Genomic DNA, 22,034 nt, shown 5'->3' with positions numbered 1-22,034 from the left:
AAGCACGAGAGTTCCAGGATTGGGTCAACCCACGGTAAACGCCAGCACCTTGCTGATATGCGCCTGGGGCCGCCCGCTTTCCGCCTGCCAGGTGTTGAAAGCGGCCTGGGCGGCTTTCTGGTCCCGCTGGCTCGCCGGGGGTTTGTCGATAATGTTCTGCGCTTTCAGCGCGGCCACCACATCGCCGGTGGGATACCAGGTGTCGCGCCCCACCATGCGCAAAAACGCGGCACCGGAATTGCCGCCCAGCTGCTTGCCGCGCTTCTTCAGCAACAGCCACATGCCCACGGTATCGTCCGCCGGCCAGTCCGCCAGCCAGTTCCCCACACTGCCGTACTCTTCGGCCAGGTCGAGCACCAGCTGGGCGTTATGGCGGATCGCTTTCATCTTGCCCCAGTGGCGAATCAGCCGGGTGTCCTGCATGCGCTCGTCGAGCATGGAGTCCGGCATCAGCACCAGCTTCTCCGGGTCGAAACCGAAAAAGGCTTGCTCGAATGCCGGCCACTTGTTGTCCACCAGGGAATGTTTCAAGCCGGCACGAAAAATACGGCGGGTTAACGCTGACATATAAAACGCATCGTCACGGCCACGCAGAGTTTGTGCATCGGCGACGTCAGGCAGCTGTGACTGCACCGCTTTCAGTGAGCCTTTGCGGTTCACCGCCAGGGCCAGTAAATCCTTGAATGGGGTCACGCTCTACTCCGGTTTGTGCCTTTTGTATGCGGGCGTCAGATATACAGTGAAAAGGACGCATTGTAGAATCACTTCCCTGCCCTCTACGAGTCGACCTGCGGGAACTTCATGACAAGCGATCAATACCACGTCAGCAAATCCGACAAACTCAAAGGCGTATGTTACGACATTCGCGGCCCCGTGCTGCGTGAAGCGCACCGCCTGGAAGACGAAGGCCACCGGGTAATCAAGCTGAATATCGGCAACCCGGCGCCGTTCGGTTTCGAAGCCCCCGAAGAACTGCTTCAGGACGTGATCGCCAATCTGCCGGATTCTACCGGGTATTGCCATTCCAAGGGCCTGTTCCCGGCCCGCAAGGCGGTGATGCAATACACCCAGACCAAGGGCATTGAAGGCGTCACCGTGGATGACGTAATCATCGGCAACGGGGTGTCCGAGCTGATTGTCATGGCCATGCAAGCACTGCTCAACAGCGGCGATGAAGTGCTGCTGCCCGCGCCTGACTACCCGCTGTGGACGGCCTCCGTGCGGTTATCCGGCGGCACGCCGGTCCACTATTTGTGTGATGAACAGCAGGACTGGCAGCCGTCTCTGGAAGACATTCGCGCCAAGGTGAACAAGAACACCAAGGCACTGGTGATCATCAACCCGAACAACCCCACCGGTGCCAATTACGAGCCGGCCATGTTGCGCGAGCTGTTGCAGATCGCCCGCGAGAACAACCTGATCGTGTTCGCCGATGAAATCTACGACAAGATTCTCTACGACGGCGAAGAACACACCTCCATTGCGTCCATGGCCGACGACCTGCTGTTCATTACCTTTAACGGCCTGTCCAAGAACTACCGTGCTGCCGGTTTCCGTGCCGGCTGGATGGTTATCTCCGGCGCCAAGCACCGGGCGGAAAGCTATATCGAAGGGCTGGATATGCTGGCCAGCATGCGTCTGTGTGCCAACGTACCCAGCCAGCATGCCATCCAGACCGCTCTCGGTGGCTACCAGAGCATTGGTGATCTGGTGCTGCCCACCGGGCGTCTGGGACGCCAGCGTGATCTGGCCTGGGAAATGCTCGACTCGATTCCCGGCGTGAGCTGCGTGAAACCCAAATCCGCGTTGTACCTGTTCCCGAAGCTGGACCCCAAGGTCTTCCCGTTCGAAGACGATGAAGCCTTTGCGCTGGACCTGCTCCGCGAAGAAAAAGTGCTGATCGTTCAGGGCACGGCCTTCAACTGGCCCGACCCGGACCATTTCCGCGTGGTGTTCCTGCCCCGCCCGGATGATCTGGAAGATTCCATCGGCCGGATTGCCCGTTATCTTGACCGGGCACGCAAGAAGTAACGTATGACTGCGTCAGACGCTGAGCGTCTGGCGCCCCATAAGAACAATACAATGACGTCTGTTAGGTAAGCCCATGTCCCACCTGCATATCGATGATTTCACCCACGATGTGGCCCGCATTCTGATGCAGAGCTACATGAGTTTCCCTCGCCCGGGCGCCTTGTACGTGGAAGATATTATCGGCCCCACCGAGGTGGATGATGTGGGCTTGCACAGCACTCGCCACATGAGCTGCCTGGGTGCCATGCTGTGGCTCGCCGAAGAAGGCTACCTGCGTTACCAGGCCACCATTTTTCAGGAAGGTCTGGAACAGGCCGTCTTGAGCAACCGCGCCTTTGTGCTGCTCACCGCCCTCAGCGATCTACGCTTTGAAGAAACTGATCCGCAACTTCCCGCCACAGTGCAGCTGGAAAAAGCCACGGTTGCCGAACAACTGATTCAGGCGATACGTGCCCAGGATTCAGCTCGCACTACGGCGCTGGTGCGCTACCTGCTGTCGCGCAATCCGCAGCCGGTGGACAAGGATGAGTTCGCCCCGATCGGCGCCAAATAAACCGCGCCACCTTTAAATCACCGCGCACCAACGCAAAAGGCCCACACCATGTGGGCCTTTTGCTGTCGGGACATTTAGCGGGCTTCAGTGAAGCGGAGCGTTAGCGCTCCTGCGTCAACTCCAGGGTTTCCACCGTATTATCAGTCACCTCCGACTCGGTGAAACGCACAGGGCGCCACTGCAACTGGCTGTACTGCTGCGTCTGGTCACTGAAAAAAGCACTCTCAGGATCATGTGACTGGCTGTAGCTCAGGAGCATTTCCGCCTGGGGGCCTTCATCGGTGTAAGACAGCGCCATGATAAAACTGGAACCGTAATTGGGCCGATATGCCAGCTCATCCGTGCCATCACCATCTTCATCCAGCGCAAACAGCAGGCTGTCCGGTTGCGGGCGGCCAATAACATTGTTGGCAAAGTCAGAGGTGCTGCGCGACGCGGTTTTGCTCTCCGCCATATTGAACACGCCCTCATAGGAGTAGCCGCCACTGACGGGAATCCCGGCTTCACCTTCGGCTTTGATCAAATACTGGATGTCTGCCAGTGGCGCATCAAGACTAATGCCGTTATCGGTCAGTGTCTTCGCGGCCTGGGCCAAAGCAACCAGCACCGGGTCCTGCTCGGGGTTGGCCGTATCAATGGGCGCCAGGCCTGACGGCGTTGTCGCCCCGTTATCCGCATCGAAAGGTTGCGCAAACAGGCTGTCAGCCAGGCTACGGTGCCCGCTCACCCGGAACTGACGCAGGGTTTCACGCATCAGGTGAGCCCCGCGACTGGTGATGTTATAGGTTCCATCCCAGTTCACCAGCGCCTGGCAGGCTGCGGTCAAATCGTAAGCGGCCCCATCCAGCTCGGCGGTGCTGTAGCTGGTGCAACGCTGGGTCAGCTGGTTGGTCCAGTCACCGGCAAACAGCGAGCCATTATGACTCAGCGCGGTTTTCAATTCGCTAACACTGAAGTTGCCATCGGCACCGGACAGACCACTGCCAGACACGTCACTGATCATCGCCGCGTTGTAACGGGTACGTGGGCTACGCACGGTGTCTTCAGGGCCGTAAAGAACACTGTATCCTTCCAGTGGCGCCTCAAGATTGCTCAGCCAATGGCTGCTGTTGGCGTTGTACAGGTAGTCGTCGCGGGTCATTTGTGGCGCCTTGCTGAACGGCACCAGCCCCGGCGTCAGGGTATCGCCACTGTCCACCCACTCATACACAGAACTGTTGCCGGGCAGCAACACACTCCCTGCACCATCCTGCCAGATGGGTGCCAGTTGCGGGCTCTGCGATGCGGCGCGCCAGTAGCCTTCAGCCTGTGCACTCAACTGCGGCACCTGGGTGCCATCGATGTAGCTGGCCGAACCGGATTTGTCGATCATCAACGTATTCACCCAGGGGATCCCCTGGTGCTCTTCGAATGCGGCAAAGAACGCCTCACGGCTGGTCGCCTTGTCCATGGCCAGCCATTGATCCAGCATGCGGATGTTGCCGGCATTGGCATCGCGGAACGTGACAGCAGAACCACTGCTCCAGCCCAGTGAGGGTGACAGGGAAGCGAGGTTCACCATCGGCCCGAAGTGACTGTAGTAAACCGGCTGGGAATACGGCGCCAGGCTGCCATCCGGTTGTTTGACCTGAACGGTTACCTCTTTCCGGGTCATGGCACGGCTCTCGCCATCAAACAGATAGCGGGTGGGATCACTGCTATCCAGCTCAAGCTGGTAAAGGGTAAAACGTTTTGACTGGGAAACCGTGTGCGTCCAGCCCAGATGCTCGTTGAAACCGATCACCACCGCCGGCAACCCGATCAGGGTCGCCCCAGTGATATCCAGCTCGCCGGGAATGGTCAGATGATTCTGGAAAAAACGCAGTTCCCCATCCCAGGGGAAGTGCGGATTGGCCAGAAGCAAGCTGTTGGCGGACTCACTGCGCTCCGCTCCCAGGGCCCAGCCATTACTGCCGATGCCCTCCGAGGTCAGCACCTGTTTGGCGTCCAATTCCACGCTGAACGCAGCCCGGGCGCCGGCAGCTGCAGACGGCGGCTGTGCCGCAGCGATGGCACTAATGAAGTTCCGGCTACTCGCCAGGCCTGCCAGATCAAGCTGATAAGCCAACAAGTCTTTGGGTGAAATCGGCGTTACCCAGTCTGCCCCACGGCAAGGGGAAGGATAGTCTCCCTGGCTTTCTTCCAGCACCTGATTGAAGCCGGCGCTGTATCCACCCAGCATTTGTTGCGACGTGGCAGACAGCTGTGCAAACAGCTGCTCCGCCTGCGCCGGATAATCCAGCGCTTTGTAGCCGACATCACTCAACAGGTTTTGACTGCCCTGCCCCGCTCCCAGGTAACGGGATTTTTCTGATTTCAGCTTCATCAGCTGTTCAGACAAGGTACACAGGTTTTCCCGGGCCTGGGCATAACCCACCCCGTAGCCAAGGCTGGCGTAGTCTTCTGCGGTGATATGGGGGACCCCGTACTCGGTGTAGCGCACCGTTGCCTGGTAGGGAGAATCGGATTCTGTTGTTGGTGGACTTGCTTTTTCCGAGTCCTCGCTACAGCCTAATAAGAGCGCGCAGCCAAGCATGGCAATGCCAGTGCTGAATCGCATGATAGCCTCCTCGATTTGTTATCATTCTGACGATGGAAGCGTGTTATTAGACAGGACTGTTGGCGGCAGAACGCCCGCTTCGATGGACTCGAAACAAAACAATTTATTCTTTTTAATTCAAAAAGTTACAGGTTCAAATCGATCCATTCGAACGTGAGACCCCGATGAATTACTGGACTGCAGGCGCCGCTATCGTGTGCCTGAGCATCAGCTCTACCTTGCTGCTGGCCGGCTTGAGCTGGATGGTCAATCGCCAACAACATCGACTGCCACTGGCCTACTTGCTTGCACTGATTGCGCTGGCAGTTCTGCAATCGCTGGAATTTGTGTATCACTCCACAGATCTGTTCCAGCACTGGCCCTTCTTCCTGAAGCTGGCTGACCCTGTCGTGGTGATGATCCCGTTTTGCATCTATGGCTATATTCGTGCCCTGCAAGGGCAGAACGTCCTGGCCAGGTCACGGCGTCGCCGCTGGATGCACGCGTTACCGGTGCTGCTGGTGGCCGCCCTCGCGGTGCCCTTCTGGAGCCTGCCCCCGGAACAGAAAATTTACTGGATGCTGGCCGGGCGCAAGAACCATGATCTGTGGGAGCCCATCACCCTGTACGGCAACCCTTATCTGGCCATCATTGGCGCGCTGAGCCTTTTTTACTGGTGGCAGCAACGCCAACAGGGAATCCAGAGCCGCCGCAGCGCGGTGATTGAATGGGTAGGCAACCTGCAAACATTCCAGCTACTGATCGCCTTGTCCATTGCGGCCAGGCTGGCGCTGTTCTATTTGTTCGATATCCGCATTTCGCTGACCTTTGTGCTGGCACCAGCCACGGCCTACCTCACCTATTTGCTGCTGACCCGAATTAATCTTCCCGTGCAGCAAGCACCACCGCTTGCTGCTGCAACGAAAGCAACAGCGAAAGAGGTGCCGGCTTCAGCAAAAGACGAAAACAACGATGACACGCACGCCGTTTTCCAATTGCTGGAAAACGCCATGAAAGAGGGATTATTCAGAGAAAATGACCTGACCCTGGGGCGACTGGCAACACACTGCGGCGTTACCACGCATCAGGCCTCTGCAGCGATCAACCAATGTTCCGGTCACCACTTTTATGACTGGATTAACGGCTTTCGTCTTGAGGCGGCAGCACAGGCACTGACAGACACCCGACAACCCGTGACCCGGATTTGCCATGATGTCGGATTCAATGCCAAATCCACCTTCAACACTGCATTCAAACGCCGCTTCCACACCACCCCAACGGCGTATAGAAAACAGCACGATACGGCAAAAAAGGAATAACATCAGGGCGATTGTCGGGCCACGACAATCGCCCAACGCAGCCTTTCAGCTCCGGCTGATCAACGATCGCTAATCATCCCGACGATCAGACAGAATCTTGCCGCTCTTGGGATCTACCTTGAGCTCACGCTTGTTGGTGCCTTTGTACGCCTCGACCTCCAGCTGACCCCGATCAAAGGAAATCTCGGTAATCGGGGAGTACCCCTGCTCTTCAATCATTTTAGCCAATTCGGAAATGGGTTTGGCACCCTCTGGCGGCCTTTCATCGGCAAGGCTCAATGGAGACAGGCCCAGAGACGCACCGACCATCACCACAAGAAAAATCTGCTTCATCTCGCTCTCCTTCATCCATAAAGTATCACCCGGTTCACAGGCCATTACACAGATAGCATATCGCTACAGGCCTTGCTACGTACTCTGTCCCCCATCCGCAGACACATCCAGTATCGCGGGCCGCTGGTAACGGTAATGGAGCGTTTTCAGCGCGGGCTCCCTCGCTTCGTCAAAACCACTGGCGCCAGGCAAGCGGGATTGCAACTGCGCTCCCGGCAAGTTATCCGCCACACATTGCTCCAGCCAGGCATAATCCAGCCAGGGCGCATTGAGGCAGATCAGCAGATCGGCCTCCGGTGCCAATAACTTATGCAGTTTACGCAGCATTTTCGGGTAGTCCTTCTCCGCCATAAAGCTGCCTTTCTGGGCACTGGGCGGGTCAACCACAATCAGATCGTAACGCCCCAGGCTATGCAGCTTTTTCCAGCTGCGGAAAATATTGTGGGGCAAGTAATGCACCCTGGCGTCCTGGAAACCATTCAAAGCATGGTTTTGTTTGCCCAGGGTCAAGGCGGCATCGGACAGATCAATGTTCACCACAGAGCGTGCCCCTCCCGCCAACGCCGCCACGGAAAAACTGCAGGTGAAACTGAACAGGTTGAGTACCTTGCAACCCTCGGCCCGTTCACGCAGCCAGCTACGCCCCTCCGCCATGTCGGCAAAGAAGCCCAGGTTCTGGCCGCGCTGGAAATCCAGTTTGTAATCCAGCCCCTGCTCTGTGGCGACCGGCCTGTCCGGTAGCTCACCACATATCACCTGGTTCTCAGCCTTGGCATCGTACCGATGCTGGAACACCAATGTCTGACATCCCAAACCTGCCAGCGCCTCGGTAAGGCAGGCTTCCAGTTCTGCCAGCACCGCTTGCTCCTGGGGGCGGAATAGCGTGGCGACCAACACCGGGGGGAAGCGGTCTACGGTGAGCCATTCCAGAGAGGGCACGGTTTTGCCACGACCATGAAAAAGGCGATGTTTTGGCTGGGACGGTGGAACCAGATACGGGGCAAGAAGGTCTGATAACGGAGACGAGAGCATAGGGATCAATACAGGCGCAAAGGTGGACACAGCATGCTGCCGGAAAGCACAGGGTGCTTCCATTCAGCGGGTAAAGGCAGATTATAGCCCAAGCCTTGAACCCTCTGCGCCCCGCCCCCAAATAAATAATTACCTACCTGATGGAGAGTCCCCACGATGATGCGCATCGCGCTTTATCTGCTTACCAACCTGGCGGTTATTGTGGTCGCCAGCATTACCCTTAGCCTGCTTGGCGTTAACAGCTATTTCGCCCAGAGCGGCGGTGGCCTGGACCTGACCAGCCTGCTGATTTTCAGTGCGGTGTTCGGCTTTGCCGGCTCACTGATTTCACTGCTGATATCCAAGCCCATGGCCAAATGGTCCGCCAAGGTGCAGATCATCAAGGAGCCCGGCAACCAGGCGGAGCGCTGGCTGCTGGATACGGTGAAAGAGCTGTCCGACAAGGCGGGCATCAAGATGCCTGAAGTGGGCATCTTCCCGGCCCAGCAATCCAATGCCTTCGCCACCGGCTGGAACAAGAATGATGCGCTGGTGGCGGTTTCCCAGGGGCTGCTAAGCCGTTTTCGCCCCGAGGAAGTCCGCGCGGTGCTGGCCCATGAAATTGGCCACGTGGCCAACGGCGACATGGTGACCCTCAGCCTGATCCAGGGCGTGGTAAACACCTTTGTGATTTTTGCCGCCCGTGTGGTGGGTTATGTGATCGACAGCTTCCTGCGTCGTGACGGTGGCGGCGGCCTGGGCTTCGGTTACTACATCGTGGTGATCGTGGCAGAAATTATCTTCGGCATTGCCGCCAGCACCATCGTGATGAAGTTCTCCCGCTTCCGGGAATACCGGGCCGATGTGGCCGGCGCTCAACTGGCTAACCGACGCGACATGATTTCTGCCCTGCAACGGCTGAAAGCAGAGTCCAAGGTCCCCAACCAGATGCCGGATACCCTGGTGGCTTTCGGTATCAACTCTGGCGTGAAGCAAGGCCTGAAAGCCCTGTTCTCTTCGCACCCGCCGCTGGATGACCGCATCGCGGCGCTGCAGGAAAAGCGCCATGGGTGAAGGGTAAAATTGGCAGTTGATAGTGGACAATTGATAGCTCGCGCTTGAACGTTGATTGGTCCTGAAATTGAAGAGGCCGCGCCCATAGCCATGGGCGCGGCCTCTTTGCTTTTAGTTGATAACAACGCTCGTTCGTGCAGCTGTCAACTGTCCACTATCAACTCTCAATTAAGGACGCATTCGTCCCCACACGGTAAAGGATCTGATCCTCATACCCGGTCGTCACCGGCCATAACCCGCACAACTGCTTGTCCAGCGCCGCGTCGCCACTGTCCACCAGCAAGGGCCTACCCTCCAGCGTTTCCAGTTTGGTTCGCGTAGCCAGTATCTGGATATTCTCCTTTCCCAGCCGGCGAATCAGCGCAGGGCTGAATTGCTGGTTGCCACGGCCGAACAAGTGCCCCTGGCCACCAATCACGGTGATCACCGCTTTGGCCGGCGCATCGCCAATGTGCGCCAGTAACTGCCTGGCCCCCAGATCCGCGGCGACCACCTCGCCATTGCGGACCAGATCCACGCCCAGCAGCGTATTTTCCAGCCCCAGCTGCTCCATCACCACAGCCACTGTGGAGCCGGATCCCATCAGGTACCAGGTGTCGTCTTCCAGACTGTCTGCCACCCAGGCCGCCACTTCGGTAATCACCAGGTCTTCCACTTCCCGGCCGCCGCATTTCACCTGCTGCAGATAACGGGCTTCTGCCGGTACTTGCAGCTCTCCATAGTGACGGGCCTTGACCACGCCCTCGCGGAACGCGGCTTCGTCGATGTCCCGCACCTCGGCACTCTCCAGCGCCACCAGCCCCCCACCGGCCAGCTCCGCCAGCAGACTTCCCGCCGCCTCGGGATTCACCGCATACACGGCAGAGTGCATCTTGCAGCCCGCCGGTACGCCCAGCACGGGGGTGCCCAGGCCAACGGCATCCACCAAATCCCGGGCGGTGCCATCGCCACCGGCAAACAGGATCAGTTCAGCCCCGGCCGCTTTCAGTGCGGCAGCAGCGGCACGGGTGTCATCCGGGCTGCTCGGCATGGGCGACTCACCAATCACCGTGCAAGGCACCTTGGCTGCCCGGCAACTGTTCTCGCCCATGTCGCCGCCCCAGGTCACAACGGACACATTACTGACGGCTGACAGCGCCTTGAGTGCCCGGCTCATCCGGCCTGGCGCCTGGGGCGTGGCACCGCGACGCAGGGCTTCCTCACGGGTTTGCACCCCGTCGCTGCCTTTCAGCGCAACGCTGCCACCCAGGCCGGCATAAGGGTTGACCAGCACACCGAGACAAAGACCTTGATCAGCTTTCATAAAAGGGTCATATCCAGATACAAAAATAGCGTTGCTGTCACTGACAACCACTAAGTAAATTTAAAGGCCAACTGCACAGGCAGGGATGACACATGAATCTGAACAACAGCCCCTCAGCATCGCATTTCCACGGCGCGGCCATCATCGATGAGGACGGCCGGGAAATCCCCATTACCGAAGACATGATCCAGCGCGCCTGTGAGCACCTGGAAGATCAGTGGCAATACCCTACCGCGCAATACCATCGGGCTCAAAAAGTCGGCTGATAATCGCCGCCCAGGCGTCCGCGACAGGCCCGTCATGCTGCCAGTGGTGCAGTTCGTGACGGACAGGATACTGTTTACGCAGGCGATCAAAGGCCGCAGCAGGTGCCGCTTCAGCCAAGCTGTCACCCAATCGCCGGTAATCATCGTCCAGCCGATATGCTGCTTGCAGTAACGCCAACAGGTCCGCATCACTCGCCACCGACTGCCGTAACACCGGCGCATCCGCCCCAGCAGCCTCTGCCGCCGCTTCCCTGCCCGCCCACTCGCACACCGCGTCATAGAGCATCCGAGTCCCTTTGAGCTTGCCTTCCAGGCTGTAACCCGCAATATGCGGCGAGCCCATCAGCACCTGTTGATACAGCGTCGGCGGCACCGTCGGCTCTTCCTCCCACACATCCAGCACCGTTAACGGCCCGGCACCATCGGCCAGCTGCCGGGACAGCGCCGCATTGTCGATAACCGGCCCGCGACAGGTGTTAATCAGCATCTGTTGCGGCCCCAACCGGGCAAGCCGGGCCTTATCCAGCAGGTGCCAGGTGGCATCATCCCCTGTGCGGGTCAGCGGCACATGCAAGGTGATGATATCGGCATCCAGCACCTGATCCAGCGGGGCCAGGCTCACCGGCCCGGCGTAACCGGCCCGCTCCAGCAGAGGGTCACAGCCGTGCACCGTCATGCCCAGCGCTCCCAGCCAGTCCGCTACGCGACGCCCCACATTCCCCAGGCCAACCACTGCCACCCGGGTTTCCCGCGGACATCGCCCCTGGGCCGCGCACAGCAATAGCACGGATTGCAGCACATATTCCGCCACCGCACGGGCATTACAGCCCGGCGCATGGGCAAACGTAATGCCCGCCTGGGCCAGATACGCCAGATCCACGTGGTCCGTACCAATGGTGGCGGAGCCCACAAAGCGTACCCGCGAACCGGCCAGCAAGGTGGCATCCACACGGGTGACAGACCGCACCAGCAGAATCTCCGCCTCGCCCAGCTGTTCCCGGGTCAGGGTGCGGCCATCCACTCGCTCAACGGTGGCAAAGGCCTCGAAAGGCTCCAAACCGGGCATGTTGGCATCGGCGATAATGTGCATCGGTATCCTTGGGTTAAGCATCAGTATTGGAACCCGCTATTTCAGCTCCCGGCAAAGCAACCGGGCCGTATCGGTAACGGCTGAGGTATAGGGATGACCAAACAGGTTGAAGTGATTCAGCCAGTGATACAGGTCATACACCGGCCACCGTGCCCGTTGCTCCGGTGTCGGCAAATGCCCCTGGTAGCCATGATAAAACGCCTCGGGTGGTCGGCCGAACAAGTTCAGCATGGCCAGATCCACCTGCGGGTCGCCATAATAACAGGCCGGATCGAAGAACACCGGCTCTGCGCCGTCAATTTGGCCCAGATTCCCCATCCACAGGTCCCCGTGCAACAACCCACTGGCAGGTTTGCGCGGCAACCAGTTCGGCAGATGGTCGATAACCCGATGCACGGCCCGGCAGGCCGGCGCCGGCAGCCCCTTCTGCGTGGCCCATTGCAACTGTGGCTGCAGCCGCTGACGGGCAAAAAAACGGGGCCATTCGGCTTCGTCGCGGTTGTGCTGCGGCATGCCACCAATAAAGTTGTCCGCCACACCGCCATAAACTGTATTTGAGGCCCCGCGGTGAAGCCCGGCGAGGGCTTGCCCGGCAGCCCGCCACCCGGCCTGCCCCAGTGGCTCCAGCACCAGAGCTTCCAGAAACAGCACCCCGCCCGCCTCATCGGCATACCGGCCCTCTACCTGCGGCACCCGTAACCACGGCGCCAAGGCCCGCAACCCGGCTTCTTCCGCTGCCAGCAATGCGGCAGTCGGGTGCATTTTCACAAAGCAACGGCCCCCCGAATGCGTCAGCAAACCGCTATTGGCGGTGTCCCCACCCGCGCCGGATCGATACCGCATCTGCTGGTTCCAGCCTCTTGCGGACAGGGCCCGTCGCAGCACTAGTGGAAAATTCGTATCATTGCTATCCATAAACTTGACTATAGAGGCCTCCGTCGGTGGTGCTAAGGGCCAATCATGACCGATGGTTACCCTTGATTTAAGCCGTTCTTCTGATTACAACTAGGCACTAAAGAATGCCGCGTTGGCGGCCCATAACAACAAAAGAAGCGATCGCCACCCATGAAAGCATTTTTGCCCTTCTGCGGCGCCGTGTTAGTGAGCCTGTGTTCCATTGCCGGTGCGGCTGACGACGATGGCCTGTCCGAGCAGATTCGCCAACTCAAGAGCGAAGCCCTCAACCTGAATCGGGACCTCACCCTGCTGGAGCAGGAATTACTCTACGCCAGCCCGCAGACCAGCATCTTTGTCTCTGTAGACGTGGGCACGCCGATTCGCCTGGTGGACATCAATCTGACCATCGACGGTGACCATGTTGGTTACCACTTTTATTCCGACCAGGAATTCGAAGCGCTCACCAAGGGCGGCATTCAGCGCTTGTATACCGGCAACCTGACCAGTGGTCGCCATGTCATGGAAGCCACCATCACCGGCTACGACCCCCTCGGCAAGGACTACCAGAAAACCACCAGCTACAACTTTACCAAGGGCCCCGGCCGCAAAATGGTGGAAATGCAGGTGGTCGATGACCTGAATAGCCAACAACACAAATTCGAATTCCGTGAGTGGAATCAGCAATGACACGACCCCGGATGAAACGGTGGCTGTTGTGTTCACTGCTTGCGATTAATCTCTCGCCCGCCCAGGCAGCAAAAGTCGAATTCTTTGATGACATAGACACCGGCCCGCAGGTTCTCGGCGAGGAAGAGCACCGTTATCTGGCATTCGGTGAAGTCATGTATGACTACTATCGCGAAGCCAACTTCGATGCCATCAACCTTCTGCTGGTCAACCAACAGCAGCAACTTTTCAGTGAAGATACCGACTACGCCGAACTGGTCCTTGGGGATCTCTACGTCACCTACGGCCTGCCGGGCAAAGCCGAAACCATCTTCAACCGGCTGCTGGCCAAGGACATCCTCAGCCGCACCCGCGCCCAGACCTGGCTGCACAAGGCCGCCTTGCATTACCGCGAAGGCAACTACACCGACGCGGCCATGATTCTCGATGGCGAAAACATGAAAGGGCTCGAGCCGGTTGACGAAGCTCGCCGTCGCCTGATGCTGGCCAATATCTTCATGGCCGAGGGGGACTTTACCGGTGCCCTGGACTACCTCCATTCCGTGCCCCTGAATACCGATGAAGGCCGTTACGCCAGCTACAACATGGGCGTGGCGCTGATTCGGGCCGGCCATCAGGCTCAGGGCCTTGAACTGCTTAAATCCTTGCTGTCTGCAGGTGGCAGCAGCGATCAGGCGCTGGCTCTGCGTGACCGGGCCGCCCTGGCGTCGGGCCTGACAGAATTGAAAGACGGCAACCTGGAAAATGCCCGCGCCGATCTGCGCCAGGTACGTAGCGACGGGCCTTTCTCCGAAGATGCCCTGCTTGCACTCGGCCTGGCGAACTACCGCGCCGGCGACGTGAAACGCGCCCTGCCCCTGTGGCTGGAAGCGGTACGTCGCAACAGCAGCCATCCCTCCGTGCAGGAAGCGTTGATGCTGGCCCCCCGTGCCTACGAAGAGCTCGGCGGCCTGCCCCAGGCCCTGTCGGGCTATCAGTATGCTGCCACGCAATACCGCGAGGCCCTTAAGGACATTCAGCGCGCCATCGATAACATCGCCAAACCCGGCTGGTCCGAAGCCTTGCTGCCGGAGGACGAAAACGCGGCCGGCCTGCTGCCGGCCAACACCAACGACATGGCAAAAGGCGGCGAGCTGTCGTATTTATACAAGCTGTTTTCCAGCAACCATTTTGCCCAGCGTTTTGAGCACTACCGGCAAATCCAGCAGATCAAGACCATGGTTGAACACTGGCAGGAATCGCTGCCGGCCTTGCAGCAAAGCTACCAGCAACAGCGTGAGACCCTGAGCCGAAACCTGCCCCATGTTCGCGGGCAGGTTACCGGCTTGATGAGCCGCCAGGAGACGCTCAGCCAGGCCAGCGACAAGCTGGCCAGCCGTATCCCCAACTATGTGGACCTGGAAAAACCTGCCGATGTGGCCAATGCTGAACAGGCCATCATGTGGAAGAAAGTCGATGCCCTGGCCCAAGAATTCGGCCGCATCCCCGGTTCGGACCACAACAACGCCATTCGCCTGCGCCGGGTTCGCGGCCTGTTACTTTGGGATATTGCCCACCAGTCGGTGGAACAACGCGAGCAACAAGTGCAAGCTGCTACCCAATTACGCGAAGAAAGCCAGGTACTGGCACAACGTATTGCGGCGATAAGCCAACAGATCCGGGACGCCACCCTGCGTACCCGTGACGACGTAGGCCAACGCCTCGCCGCACAAGACCAGAAAATAAAACAAATAAAACACCTGACAGAAGACACCTTGCTGGCCCTGGAGCAAAACATGCAGGCCGACGCCCTCGCCCTGCTCCACACCAACCAGCAAAAGCTGGCTGACCAGTTGGCCGAGGCACATCTGGCCATTGCCCGCCTGCAGGACTCGTCTGTCTCCGGTGAGAAAAACCAGAGGAAAGGATCGTGAAACGATTTCGCCTGCACAGTCTGGCTGCAGCGATGGTGGCCTTGGGGGGCTGCGCATCCGCACCGCCAAGTGGCACCCTGGAGCAACAGGCCCGTTTCGGGGGAACCACCCTAGCGGACCTGGAAAGCACAGACATTGTCATTGAAGAGCAGCAACTGGAAAGCGCGTCCACCCAGGATGCCCTGAACAGCTACCGTCAGGCGGCTGAACTGTTCGACGATCCGCAACGCCGGGCCAAAACCCTGCGGCGCATGGCCGATCTGGCGTTGGCATCTGCCACCGAGCAGGACATGCAGATTGCCCAGCAGGAAGACGAACAGCTGGAGCAAAAAGTCGACCAGCTCGTCTACGACAACACCATGTCCCAGGTGAATACCACCGACGACACCGAGCGGAAACTGGCCCTGCTGGACCTGGCAGGCACCATGTCCCCCACGCTCGCCGACGAGGATGTGGACTACAGCACGGCGATCCAGCTGTATCAGGAGCTGCTCAACAGCACCAACGATGCCAACGAACGTGCCGAAGCCTACTATCTGCTCTCCAAGGCCTACGCCATGGATGGGGATTTGGACAAGGCCCGCAGCAGCCTGGATTCTCTGGTAGAGCAATACCCCAACAGCGAGTGGGCACTGGAATCCCAGTTCCGACGCGGCGAAATGCTGTTCTCCGAAGGCGACTACGAATACGCAGAAAAAGCCTACGCTGACGTCATCGAACGGGGCGAGCGCAATGAATTCTATAACCAGGCGTTGTACAAGCACGGCTGGAGTTACTACAAACTGGGCGAATACGAACGCGCCCAGGACAGCTTCTTTACCCTGCTGGACAACCTCAATGGCCAGGCCGTGCTGGCGGATAACACCAGCATGGAAAGCAAACTGTTCGGCGATACCCAACGGGTTGTCAGCCTCAGTTTCAGCAACCTGAACGGCGCCAAGTCAGTGAAAGCCTGGTTTGCCCGCAACGGCAACCGGGACTACGAGCCGGCGATTTACCGTACCCTCGGTGACGTCTACCTGAACCAGGAACGTTTCCGCGATGCGGCGGAAACCTACGACATGTTCGTTCAGGTGTACCCGGATTCCCGCCTGGCGCCGGAGTTTTCCACCCTGCAGATCGAGTCTTACCAGAAAGGGGGCTTCCCGACGCTGGTACTGCCGGCCAAAGAAAAATTCATCGATCACTATGGGGTGAACAGCGAGTACTGGAACCGTCACCCGGATATCCGCCAGCAATATGTGGATCTGCTCAAGGGGCATATCCTCGACCTGGCCGAATACCACCATGTGCTCGCCCAGAAATCCGGCAAGCCTGCGGACTACCAGGCGCCAGCACGCTGGTACAAGGAATACCTGGATACCCCGCCGGTCAGCGCCAATCAGGGTGACGTGAACCACCGCTACGCCGATGTGCTGTTCGCCGCCAACGACTACCCGGCTGCAATTGCGCAATTCGAGCGCACCGCCTATGGCTACCCCGAACACACCACCGGTGGCGACGCGGCCTTCTCCGGCCTGGTTGCCTATCAGAAAATTCTCGATGGCGAGCTGGAGCCGGAACAAGCAACCCTGTGGCGCCAACAGAAAATCGCCAGTGCCCAGAAGTTTGGGCAGCACTTCCCGCAACACCCGCAGGCAACCAATGTATTGCACAACACCGCTGAAGATCAGCTGGCACTGGGTGATGTAGAAGGCGCCGTGAAAACCGCCGGCATTCTGGTCAGCCGCGACCCGGCACCGGCACCGGAAATGCTCCGCTACGGCTGGGCCACCATTGCCAACGGCGAATTCGATCTGGGCCGCTTCAAAGTTTCCGAACTGGCCTACAACAAGCTTCTGCTACTGGAAGTGCCGCCGGAAAAACGCGCTGAATACCGCGAAAAACTGGCGCTCAGCATCTACCGCCAGGGCGAGCAACAACGTGATCAAGGCAACCTGGATGTGGCCGCCGCCACCTTCCTGCGGGTTGGCGAGGCGGTACCGGAAGCCGCCGTGCGCAAGAATGCCGAGTTTGACGCGGCCACCCTGTTCATCCAGCAGCAGCGCAGTGCCGATGCCATTCCGGTCCTGGAAGCCTTCCGTCAGCGTTACCCGAACGATCCGCTGACCGATACCATCCCGGACAAACTGGCGGTGGCCTACGAACAGCAAGGCAATTATACCGCCGCCGCCGGTGAGCTGACCCTGATCGCTGCCAACCATAAAGGCGAGAACGATGAGCTGGCCCGCCAGGCCATGTGGCGCGCCGCAGAAATGCAGGATCGAGCCGAGAAGCCGCAGGCGTCCATCGCGCTCTACGAGCAGTACCTGCAGGAATGGCCACAGCCCTATGATTTCCGCTCTGAAGCACAATTCAGGCTGGTGGAACTGAACCGCAAAACCGCCAACAGCGAGCGGGAAACCTACTGGTTGAAGCAGCTTGTCACCAGCTACCGGGACGCCGGCAACAATGCCGACGACCGCGTCGCCTGGCTGGCCGCCTATGCCAGCTTTACTCTGGCTGAGCCGAACTTCCAGGAGTTCAACCGCATCAAGCTTGAGCAGCCGCTGAAAACCTCTCTGGCCGCCAAGACCACGGTGATGAAAACAGCACTGGCCGATTATCAGGCCGTTGCCCAGATCGGCGTCGCCGAATACGCCACGGCCGCCAACTACAAAATCGGTGAAATGTATCGCGTGCTGGCCAGGGACCTGATCAAGTCGGAACGCCCCAACGGCATGGATGAACTGGAGCTTGAAGAGTACACCATGCTGCTTGAAGACAAGGCCCTGCCCTATGAGGATCAGGCCATCGATATTCTTATCGCCAATGCCAACCTGGTTACCGATGACATCTATGACCAGTGGGTAAAAAAGAGCTTTACCGCGTTAGCAGAGCTGATTCCCGGCCGTTATGCGAAGTTTGAACAGGTTGAGAGCTATGTCGACATTATCTATTAACGCAGCACGCGGGGCCTCCCTCCTGCTGGTACTGCTATTCGCTGGCTGCGCCATCAATCAGGGCGGCGGGCTGGACGGTACTGCCGAAGGCAACACCAGCAAATATGAACAGCAGAAGAGTGGCGGCGCCGCTGCCAACAGCGATGCGGTGCATATTCCACCCGTGCCCCACGACCCCAAAGTCGAAAAAATCGCGCAACAGGCCATGGGCGAATACGCCCGTGCCCTGCAAACCCGCATGGCAGGCAACAATGAACAGGCACTGATCATGTTCCAGTCTCTGGCCGAACGCTACCCGCAACTGTCCGGCCCGCAGCTCAACATCGGCTTGATACAGATGGAGCTGGAGGATTACGACAAGGCCCAGGCGGCCTTCGAGCAGTCCCTGGCCATCAATGATGCCAACCCCTACGCCCACAATGGGCTGGGCCTGGCCCTGCGCGAGCAAGGCGAATTCGATAACGCCCGCATTCATTATGAGCGCGCCCTGGTGCTTGACCCCAAGTATGCCCGCGCCCATTTCAACCTGGCCGTACTCGGCGAGCTGTACCTGCAGGACATGAACCTGGCGCTCAATCATTTCCGTGCCTACCAGAATCTGCAGAAACTGCCGGACGAAAACGTAGCCAACTGGATTGTCGATCTGGAGCGCCGTGCGCCAGAACAGCCCAGCCAACCGGTGGCCGAAAACGGCTCGACCCTTAACCCCGGGGAGATGAACTGATGCGAAGCCTGTTGACCCTTGCTGCACTGCTGCTGGCCACTGCCAGCCATGCCGCCGATGACTCGAGCGAACCCTCGACCAACGTTATCGGGACCCAGGAGGCACCCACGGTGCTGAACGTGGTGCCCTGGAAAGACCGTGAAGTAAAACTGGAAAAGAAGGATCCCACCTCGTCATTGCTCAACCGGGTGCTGGAGCCACTGGACCAGGAAGTGCTGATGCGTGAAATCGAGTATCACCAGCTGCTGACCCAGGAACCGGACAATGACGGCCTGTTTCTGGAATAAACGAACACCGTAAATAGCATTAGCGTGCGTGCACGCTTTTTTTCTGATAAAAACGAACACTTTGGGGAAAGGCGCCAGCACGTTCACACCAGCCGAAACGTCGCTGCGCCCAACAATAACGCTAAACAGAAACATCGCAGGAGAAGTTCATGCCCACCACCGCCGCTGCCGCCCAAAATTTGGGTGTCATTGAGACCTCTATCAAATTTATTCAGGATGGCGGGTTCTTCATGTACCCCATTCTGATTGTGTTGGCACTGGGCCTGGCCCTGTCTCTGGAACGTATCATCTACCTCCAGGCCACCAAGGCAAAAAACCAGAAGACCTGGAAAGACGTTTACCCGCTGATTGCCAAGGGCCAGTTCCGTCAGGCGCTGGACGTGGTCAGCAACAGCAACACCGGTATGGCCAAGGTAATCGGTTACGGCCTGGAACGCGCCAAATCCGCCAAGCGTCATGATGATATCGAACTGGCCATGGAAGAAGGCCTGATGGAAATCATTCCGCGCCTGGAAACCCGCACCCCCTATATCGCCACCTTCGCGAACATCGCCACCCTGCTCGGTCTGCTCGGTACCATTCTTGGTCTGATCAGTGCTTTTACCGCGGTCGCCAGTGCTGACCCGGCCCAAAAAGCCGATCTGTTGTCTGCCTCTATCTCTGTCGCCATGAACACCACGGCGTTCGGCCTGATCGCTGCGATCCCCATGCTGTTGGCTTTCGCCTTTATCAATTCCATGACCGGCAAACTGGTCGACAGCATGGAAATGGCCTCGGTGAAATTCGTTAACGTATTCCGCCAGGTTTCTGCCCAGCAAGAGCGCAAGAACGACGGCCAATAAGCCGATTTCTTGTTTTCGCTAACCTGGTGTAAGGATCTGGTATGCGTTTTCGCAGACGACGTTCGCACGACACCGAGGTGGAACTGAACATCACTGCCTTCCTGAATTTGATGGTAGTGCTGATTCCTTTTCTGCTGATCAACGCGGTCTTCGCGCAGGTATCCATCCTGCAACTCGACCTGCCCGCGGTGAATGACAGCAGCACCCCCTCGGAAGACGACGAAAAAGACAAGCTGGTGCTTGAAGTGCTGATTTACGGCAACCGCTACGAAGTGGTCGACCGCAATACCAGCGCGGTACTCAAGATTGTGAAAAACGATGGCGAGAAGCCCAATAGCACCGGCCTGCACGATTACCTTGTGCAGGTAAAAGAAAAGTTTCCCCAGGAAACCGCCATTACCCTGCTGTGTGAGGATGACACCCCCTACGAGGTGATGATCCAGACCATGGACTCCGTGCGTCTGTACAACAGCGAGGTCAACGGCCAAACCATCAAGAAAGAGTTGTTCCCGAGCATCAGCATCGGTTCAGCGCCCAAGGATCAAAGTGCCAATAACGCCGGTCAGGGAGGTGATGCATGAAGAAATCATCCCGCGCCCGCCGTATGGCCCGGCACCACGGCAAGCACAAGGCCGTTGCCACACTGAACCTGACATCCCTGATGGACATTTTCACCATCCTGCTGATCTTTCTGCTGGTGAATAACAACAATGCGGCCAAGTTGCCGGACAATCAGGATATCCAGTTACCGGAATCCATTGCCCAGGAGCTGCCCACCGAGGTGCTGACCATTCAGGTAAGCCCCGTGGACATCATTGTTGAAGGGCAAAAAATCGCCGATACCGAAACAGTCAGAAATCAGGAAGAGCGTACCGTGGCGGCGCTGGTGGAAGAATTGAATTTCCGCGCGTCACAAGGGCTGGCGATCAGTCCGGACGAAGACCGGGAAATAATGATTCTTGCCGACCGCTCGGTACCCTACTCGGTGATCAAAAAGTTGATGCGTAGCTGTATGGAAACCCCATACACACAAGTCGCCTTCGCTGTGCTGAAAGTCGCAGAGGAGGAGGAAGAATGACGCAGAAAAACAATAACAAGCTGCGCATCCTGATTGACGGCTCGCTACCCTGGGATAAACAGGAGGGGGAAGATCGACGCCTCTACGGCATCGTTATCGTTCTGCTGATTCTCTCTTTGCTGATCATGATCATGGTGAACGCGGTGACCATCGAGAAACCGGACCGCCGTGAACAGCAGAAGATTCCGGAACGCCTTGCGCAACTGGTCATGGAAAAGAAAAAAGAACCACCACCGCCTGAGCCCGAACCGGAACCCGAGCCAGAAGAGAAAAAGGAAGAACCCAAGAAAGAGGATCCCAAACCGGAGCCCAAGCCTGAGCCGAAACCCGAGCCCAAGCCCAAACCGGTACCGGAACCTCAGGAGCGACAGCAGGCCCGTGAAAAAGCACAGGCAAAGCTGGAAGAGGATCTGGGTGACTCCCTGGCCGGGCTGGACGATATCGGCCCATTGGTGAACTCTGGCAGCGACCTGCGAACCGGTGGCAGCACCACCGCCAAGGCAGAGCGTGACCTGATCGGCACCCGTGCCGGCAGCGGTTCCGGGGGCGTGGCAGTAGCGCGGGCCTCTAGCGGCGGCGGTGGCGGCGGCACCTTATCTGCCGGCACCGTGGGCAGTGGCGGCAAGCAGGTGGACAGCAAGATCGCCCAGGCCGGTGAAGCAGCCAGCACATCGCGCAAAGGCAGCGATGGCAAGAGTCGTCGTACCCAGGAGCAGTTACGCCGCGTATTTGACCGCTATGCTGGCAAGTTCAACAGCCAGTACCAGCGCGCACTGCGCAGCAACCCTGCCCTGCAAGGCACTGTGGTTCTTGCTTTGACCATCGCCCCCAGTGGCGACGTGCTGGACGTGAAGATCAAGTCCAGCCAGCTGGGTGACGACAAGCTTGAACGACGGATCCTGTTGGTGGCCCGAAAAATGAACTTTGGCGCCATGAATGTGGAAACCTGGAAAGGCGATTACAAACTGAACTTCTTCCCTAACTAAGACGCGGCACGCAACACGCCGTAGGCAACACGAAAAAGGCGGAAATGGACTCACCTCCATTTCCGCCTTTTTTCTATCATTAGCCGTGTAGCGTGTTGTCGGCTTACGGCTACGCCTAAG

Annotated in this window: 21 protein-coding genes; 14 read left to right on the top strand and 7 right to left on the bottom strand. The window is 58.5% G+C overall.

From position 1 onward, the window contains the following. Nucleotides 1-24: 24 nt before the first annotated feature. Nucleotides 25-693: a DNA-3-methyladenine glycosylase I gene (locus F1529_RS13490; protein WP_370457026.1), complete on the bottom strand. Its 669-nt coding sequence runs from the start codon at nt 691-693 to the stop codon at nt 25-27. 108 nt (nt 694-801) lie between these two features. On the opposite strand from F1529_RS13490, the gene F1529_RS13485 reads away from it, so the two are divergent. Both F1529_RS13485 and F1529_RS13480 read left to right on the top strand, forming a co-directional pair. After that, a complete protein-coding gene (locus F1529_RS13485) occupies nt 802-2,031 on the top strand; it encodes a pyridoxal phosphate-dependent aminotransferase (protein ID WP_007150857.1) in 1,230 nt (409 codons plus the stop codon). A 73-nt stretch (nt 2,032-2,104) separates the two neighbouring features. Next, complete coding sequence (locus F1529_RS13480) at nt 2,105-2,584, top strand: hypothetical protein (RefSeq protein WP_155135401.1); 480 nt, start codon at nt 2,105-2,107, stop codon at nt 2,582-2,584. A gap of 100 nt (nt 2,585-2,684) precedes the next feature. Here the strand turns inward: F1529_RS13480 and F1529_RS13475 are convergent, their stop codons facing one another. After that, a complete protein-coding gene (locus F1529_RS13475) occupies nt 2,685-5,183 on the bottom strand; it encodes a penicillin acylase family protein (protein ID WP_155135399.1) in 2,499 nt (832 codons plus the stop codon). 164 nt (nt 5,184-5,347) lie between these two features. Between F1529_RS13475 and F1529_RS13470 the strand changes: the two genes are divergently transcribed. Further along, the gene (locus tag F1529_RS13470; protein WP_155135397.1) at nt 5,348-6,481 is read left to right on the top strand and encodes an AraC family transcriptional regulator; all 1,134 of its coding nucleotides are present in this window, start codon (nt 5,348-5,350) and stop codon (nt 6,479-6,481) included. Between the two features lie 69 nt (nt 6,482-6,550). On the opposite strand, the gene F1529_RS13465 is transcribed toward F1529_RS13470, so the two are convergent. Together F1529_RS13465 and F1529_RS13460 are read right to left on the bottom strand one after the other, a co-directional pair. After that, nucleotides 6,551-6,814: a PepSY domain-containing protein gene (locus F1529_RS13465; protein ID WP_039925896.1), complete on the bottom strand. Its 264-nt coding sequence runs from the start codon at nt 6,812-6,814 to the stop codon at nt 6,551-6,553. 75 nt (nt 6,815-6,889) lie between these two features. Beyond that, nucleotides 6,890-7,846, bottom strand: coding sequence for a class I SAM-dependent methyltransferase (locus F1529_RS13460; protein WP_155137486.1), 957 nt, complete (start codon nt 7,844-7,846; stop codon nt 6,890-6,892). A 156-nt stretch (nt 7,847-8,002) separates the two neighbouring features. Between F1529_RS13460 and htpX the strand changes: the two genes are divergently transcribed. Then, the gene (gene htpX / locus F1529_RS13455; RefSeq protein ID WP_155135393.1) at nt 8,003-8,899 is read left to right on the top strand and encodes a protease HtpX; all 897 of its coding nucleotides are present in this window, start codon (nt 8,003-8,005) and stop codon (nt 8,897-8,899) included. Between the two features lie 157 nt (nt 8,900-9,056). On the opposite strand, the gene F1529_RS13450 is transcribed toward htpX, so the two are convergent. Then, nucleotides 9,057-10,202, bottom strand: a complete 1,146-nt coding sequence (locus tag F1529_RS13450; protein ID WP_155135391.1) for an ATP-NAD kinase family protein — start codon at nt 10,200-10,202, stop codon at nt 9,057-9,059. A gap of 92 nt (nt 10,203-10,294) precedes the next feature. Between F1529_RS13450 and F1529_RS17545 the strand changes: the two genes are divergently transcribed. Then, a complete protein-coding gene (locus F1529_RS17545) occupies nt 10,295-10,468 on the top strand; it encodes a PA1571 family protein (protein ID WP_196220407.1) in 174 nt (57 codons plus the stop codon). Here the strand turns inward: F1529_RS17545 and F1529_RS13445 are convergent. Together F1529_RS13445 and F1529_RS13440 are read right to left on the bottom strand one after the other, a co-directional pair. Next, nucleotides 10,431-11,558, bottom strand: a complete 1,128-nt coding sequence (locus F1529_RS13445) for a 4-phosphoerythronate dehydrogenase (protein ID WP_155135389.1) — start codon at nt 11,556-11,558, stop codon at nt 10,431-10,433. The genes F1529_RS17545 and F1529_RS13445 overlap by 38 nt on opposite strands. Before the next feature lie 36 nt (nt 11,559-11,594). Next, complete coding sequence (locus tag F1529_RS13440; protein WP_155135387.1) at nt 11,595-12,401, bottom strand: fructosamine kinase family protein; 807 nt, start codon at nt 12,399-12,401, stop codon at nt 11,595-11,597. Between the two features lie 222 nt (nt 12,402-12,623). Between F1529_RS13440 and F1529_RS13435 the strand changes: the two genes are divergently transcribed. From F1529_RS13435 to F1529_RS13395, 9 genes are all read left to right on the top strand, one after another. Further along, nucleotides 12,624-13,142: a hypothetical protein gene (locus F1529_RS13435; RefSeq protein WP_155135385.1), complete on the top strand. Its 519-nt coding sequence runs from the start codon at nt 12,624-12,626 to the stop codon at nt 13,140-13,142. Then, complete coding sequence (locus F1529_RS13430) at nt 13,139-15,055, top strand: lipopolysaccharide assembly protein LapB (protein WP_230457798.1); 1,917 nt, start codon at nt 13,139-13,141, stop codon at nt 15,053-15,055. Before F1529_RS13435 ends, F1529_RS13430 begins: the two co-directional genes overlap by 4 nt. Continuing rightward, nucleotides 15,052-17,997, top strand: coding sequence for a tetratricopeptide repeat protein (locus tag F1529_RS13425; RefSeq protein ID WP_370457025.1), 2,946 nt, complete (start codon nt 15,052-15,054; stop codon nt 17,995-17,997). Before F1529_RS13430 ends, F1529_RS13425 begins: the two co-directional genes overlap by 4 nt. Next, entirely contained in the window at nt 17,978-18,721 is a 744-nt protein-coding gene (locus F1529_RS13420) for a tetratricopeptide repeat protein (protein WP_230457797.1), read from the top strand. Before F1529_RS13425 ends, F1529_RS13420 begins: the two co-directional genes overlap by 20 nt. After that, complete coding sequence (locus tag F1529_RS13415) at nt 18,721-19,008, top strand: hypothetical protein (RefSeq protein ID WP_007150639.1); 288 nt, start codon at nt 18,721-18,723, stop codon at nt 19,006-19,008. The genes F1529_RS13420 and F1529_RS13415 overlap by 1 nt, the downstream gene beginning before the upstream one ends. 149 nt (nt 19,009-19,157) lie before the next feature. Further along, a complete protein-coding gene (locus tag F1529_RS13410) occupies nt 19,158-19,850 on the top strand; it encodes a MotA/TolQ/ExbB proton channel family protein (protein WP_007151030.1) in 693 nt (230 codons plus the stop codon). Nucleotides 19,851-19,891: 41 nt separating this feature from the next. After that, nucleotides 19,892-20,431: a biopolymer transporter ExbD gene (locus F1529_RS13405; RefSeq protein ID WP_155135383.1), complete on the top strand. Its 540-nt coding sequence runs from the start codon at nt 19,892-19,894 to the stop codon at nt 20,429-20,431. After that, complete coding sequence (locus F1529_RS13400; protein WP_007149995.1) at nt 20,428-20,928, top strand: biopolymer transporter ExbD; 501 nt, start codon at nt 20,428-20,430, stop codon at nt 20,926-20,928. The genes F1529_RS13405 and F1529_RS13400 overlap by 4 nt, the downstream gene beginning before the upstream one ends. After that, nucleotides 20,925-21,914 carry a TonB family protein gene (locus F1529_RS13395; RefSeq protein WP_007151258.1) on the top strand — a complete coding sequence of 330 codons (990 nt, stop codon included), beginning with the start codon at nt 20,925-20,927 and terminating at the stop codon, nt 21,912-21,914. Before F1529_RS13400 ends, F1529_RS13395 begins: the two co-directional genes overlap by 4 nt. The last annotated feature ends 120 nt before the right edge of the window (nt 21,915-22,034 follow it).

The organism is Alcanivorax sp. VBW004, from assembly GCF_009718865.1.
In the GTDB taxonomy this organism is placed as follows: domain Bacteria; phylum Pseudomonadota; class Gammaproteobacteria; order Pseudomonadales; family Alcanivoracaceae; genus Alcanivorax.
This window is presented reverse-complemented; position numbering and strand designations above follow the sequence as displayed.

Coding starts and splice junctions, on each gene's coding strand:
- F1529_RS13405 (WP_155135383.1), top strand. CDS start 19,892: ATGCGTTTTCGCAGACGACGTTCGCACGACACCGAGGTGGAACTGAAC.
- F1529_RS13445 (WP_155135389.1), bottom strand. CDS start 11,558: ATGCACATTATCGCCGATGCCAACATGCCCGGTTTGGAGCCTTTCGAG.
- F1529_RS13465 (WP_039925896.1), bottom strand. CDS start 6,814: ATGAAGCAGATTTTTCTTGTGGTGATGGTCGGTGCGTCTCTGGGCCTG.
- F1529_RS13435 (WP_155135385.1), top strand. CDS start 12,624: ATGAAAGCATTTTTGCCCTTCTGCGGCGCCGTGTTAGTGAGCCTGTGT.
- F1529_RS13395 (WP_007151258.1), top strand. CDS start 20,925: ATGACGCAGAAAAACAATAACAAGCTGCGCATCCTGATTGACGGCTCG.
- F1529_RS13475 (WP_155135399.1), bottom strand. CDS start 5,183: ATGCGATTCAGCACTGGCATTGCCATGCTTGGCTGCGCGCTCTTATTA.
- F1529_RS13420 (WP_230457797.1), top strand. CDS start 17,978: ATGTCGACATTATCTATTAACGCAGCACGCGGGGCCTCCCTCCTGCTG.
- htpX (WP_155135393.1), top strand. CDS start 8,003: ATGATGCGCATCGCGCTTTATCTGCTTACCAACCTGGCGGTTATTGTG.
- F1529_RS13440 (WP_155135387.1), bottom strand. CDS start 12,401: ATGCGGTATCGATCCGGCGCGGGTGGGGACACCGCCAATAGCGGTTTG.
- F1529_RS13450 (WP_155135391.1), bottom strand. CDS start 10,202: ATGAAAGCTGATCAAGGTCTTTGTCTCGGTGTGCTGGTCAACCCTTAT.
- F1529_RS13415 (WP_007150639.1), top strand. CDS start 18,721: ATGCGAAGCCTGTTGACCCTTGCTGCACTGCTGCTGGCCACTGCCAGC.
- F1529_RS13460 (WP_155137486.1), bottom strand. CDS start 7,846: ATGCTCTCGTCTCCGTTATCAGACCTTCTTGCCCCGTATCTGGTTCCA.
- F1529_RS13485 (WP_007150857.1), top strand. CDS start 802: ATGACAAGCGATCAATACCACGTCAGCAAATCCGACAAACTCAAAGGC.
- F1529_RS13430 (WP_230457798.1), top strand. CDS start 13,139: ATGACACGACCCCGGATGAAACGGTGGCTGTTGTGTTCACTGCTTGCG.
- F1529_RS13470 (WP_155135397.1), top strand. CDS start 5,348: ATGAATTACTGGACTGCAGGCGCCGCTATCGTGTGCCTGAGCATCAGC.
- F1529_RS17545 (WP_196220407.1), top strand. CDS start 10,295: ATGAATCTGAACAACAGCCCCTCAGCATCGCATTTCCACGGCGCGGCC.
- F1529_RS13480 (WP_155135401.1), top strand. CDS start 2,105: ATGTCCCACCTGCATATCGATGATTTCACCCACGATGTGGCCCGCATT.
- F1529_RS13410 (WP_007151030.1), top strand. CDS start 19,158: ATGCCCACCACCGCCGCTGCCGCCCAAAATTTGGGTGTCATTGAGACC.
- F1529_RS13400 (WP_007149995.1), top strand. CDS start 20,428: ATGAAGAAATCATCCCGCGCCCGCCGTATGGCCCGGCACCACGGCAAG.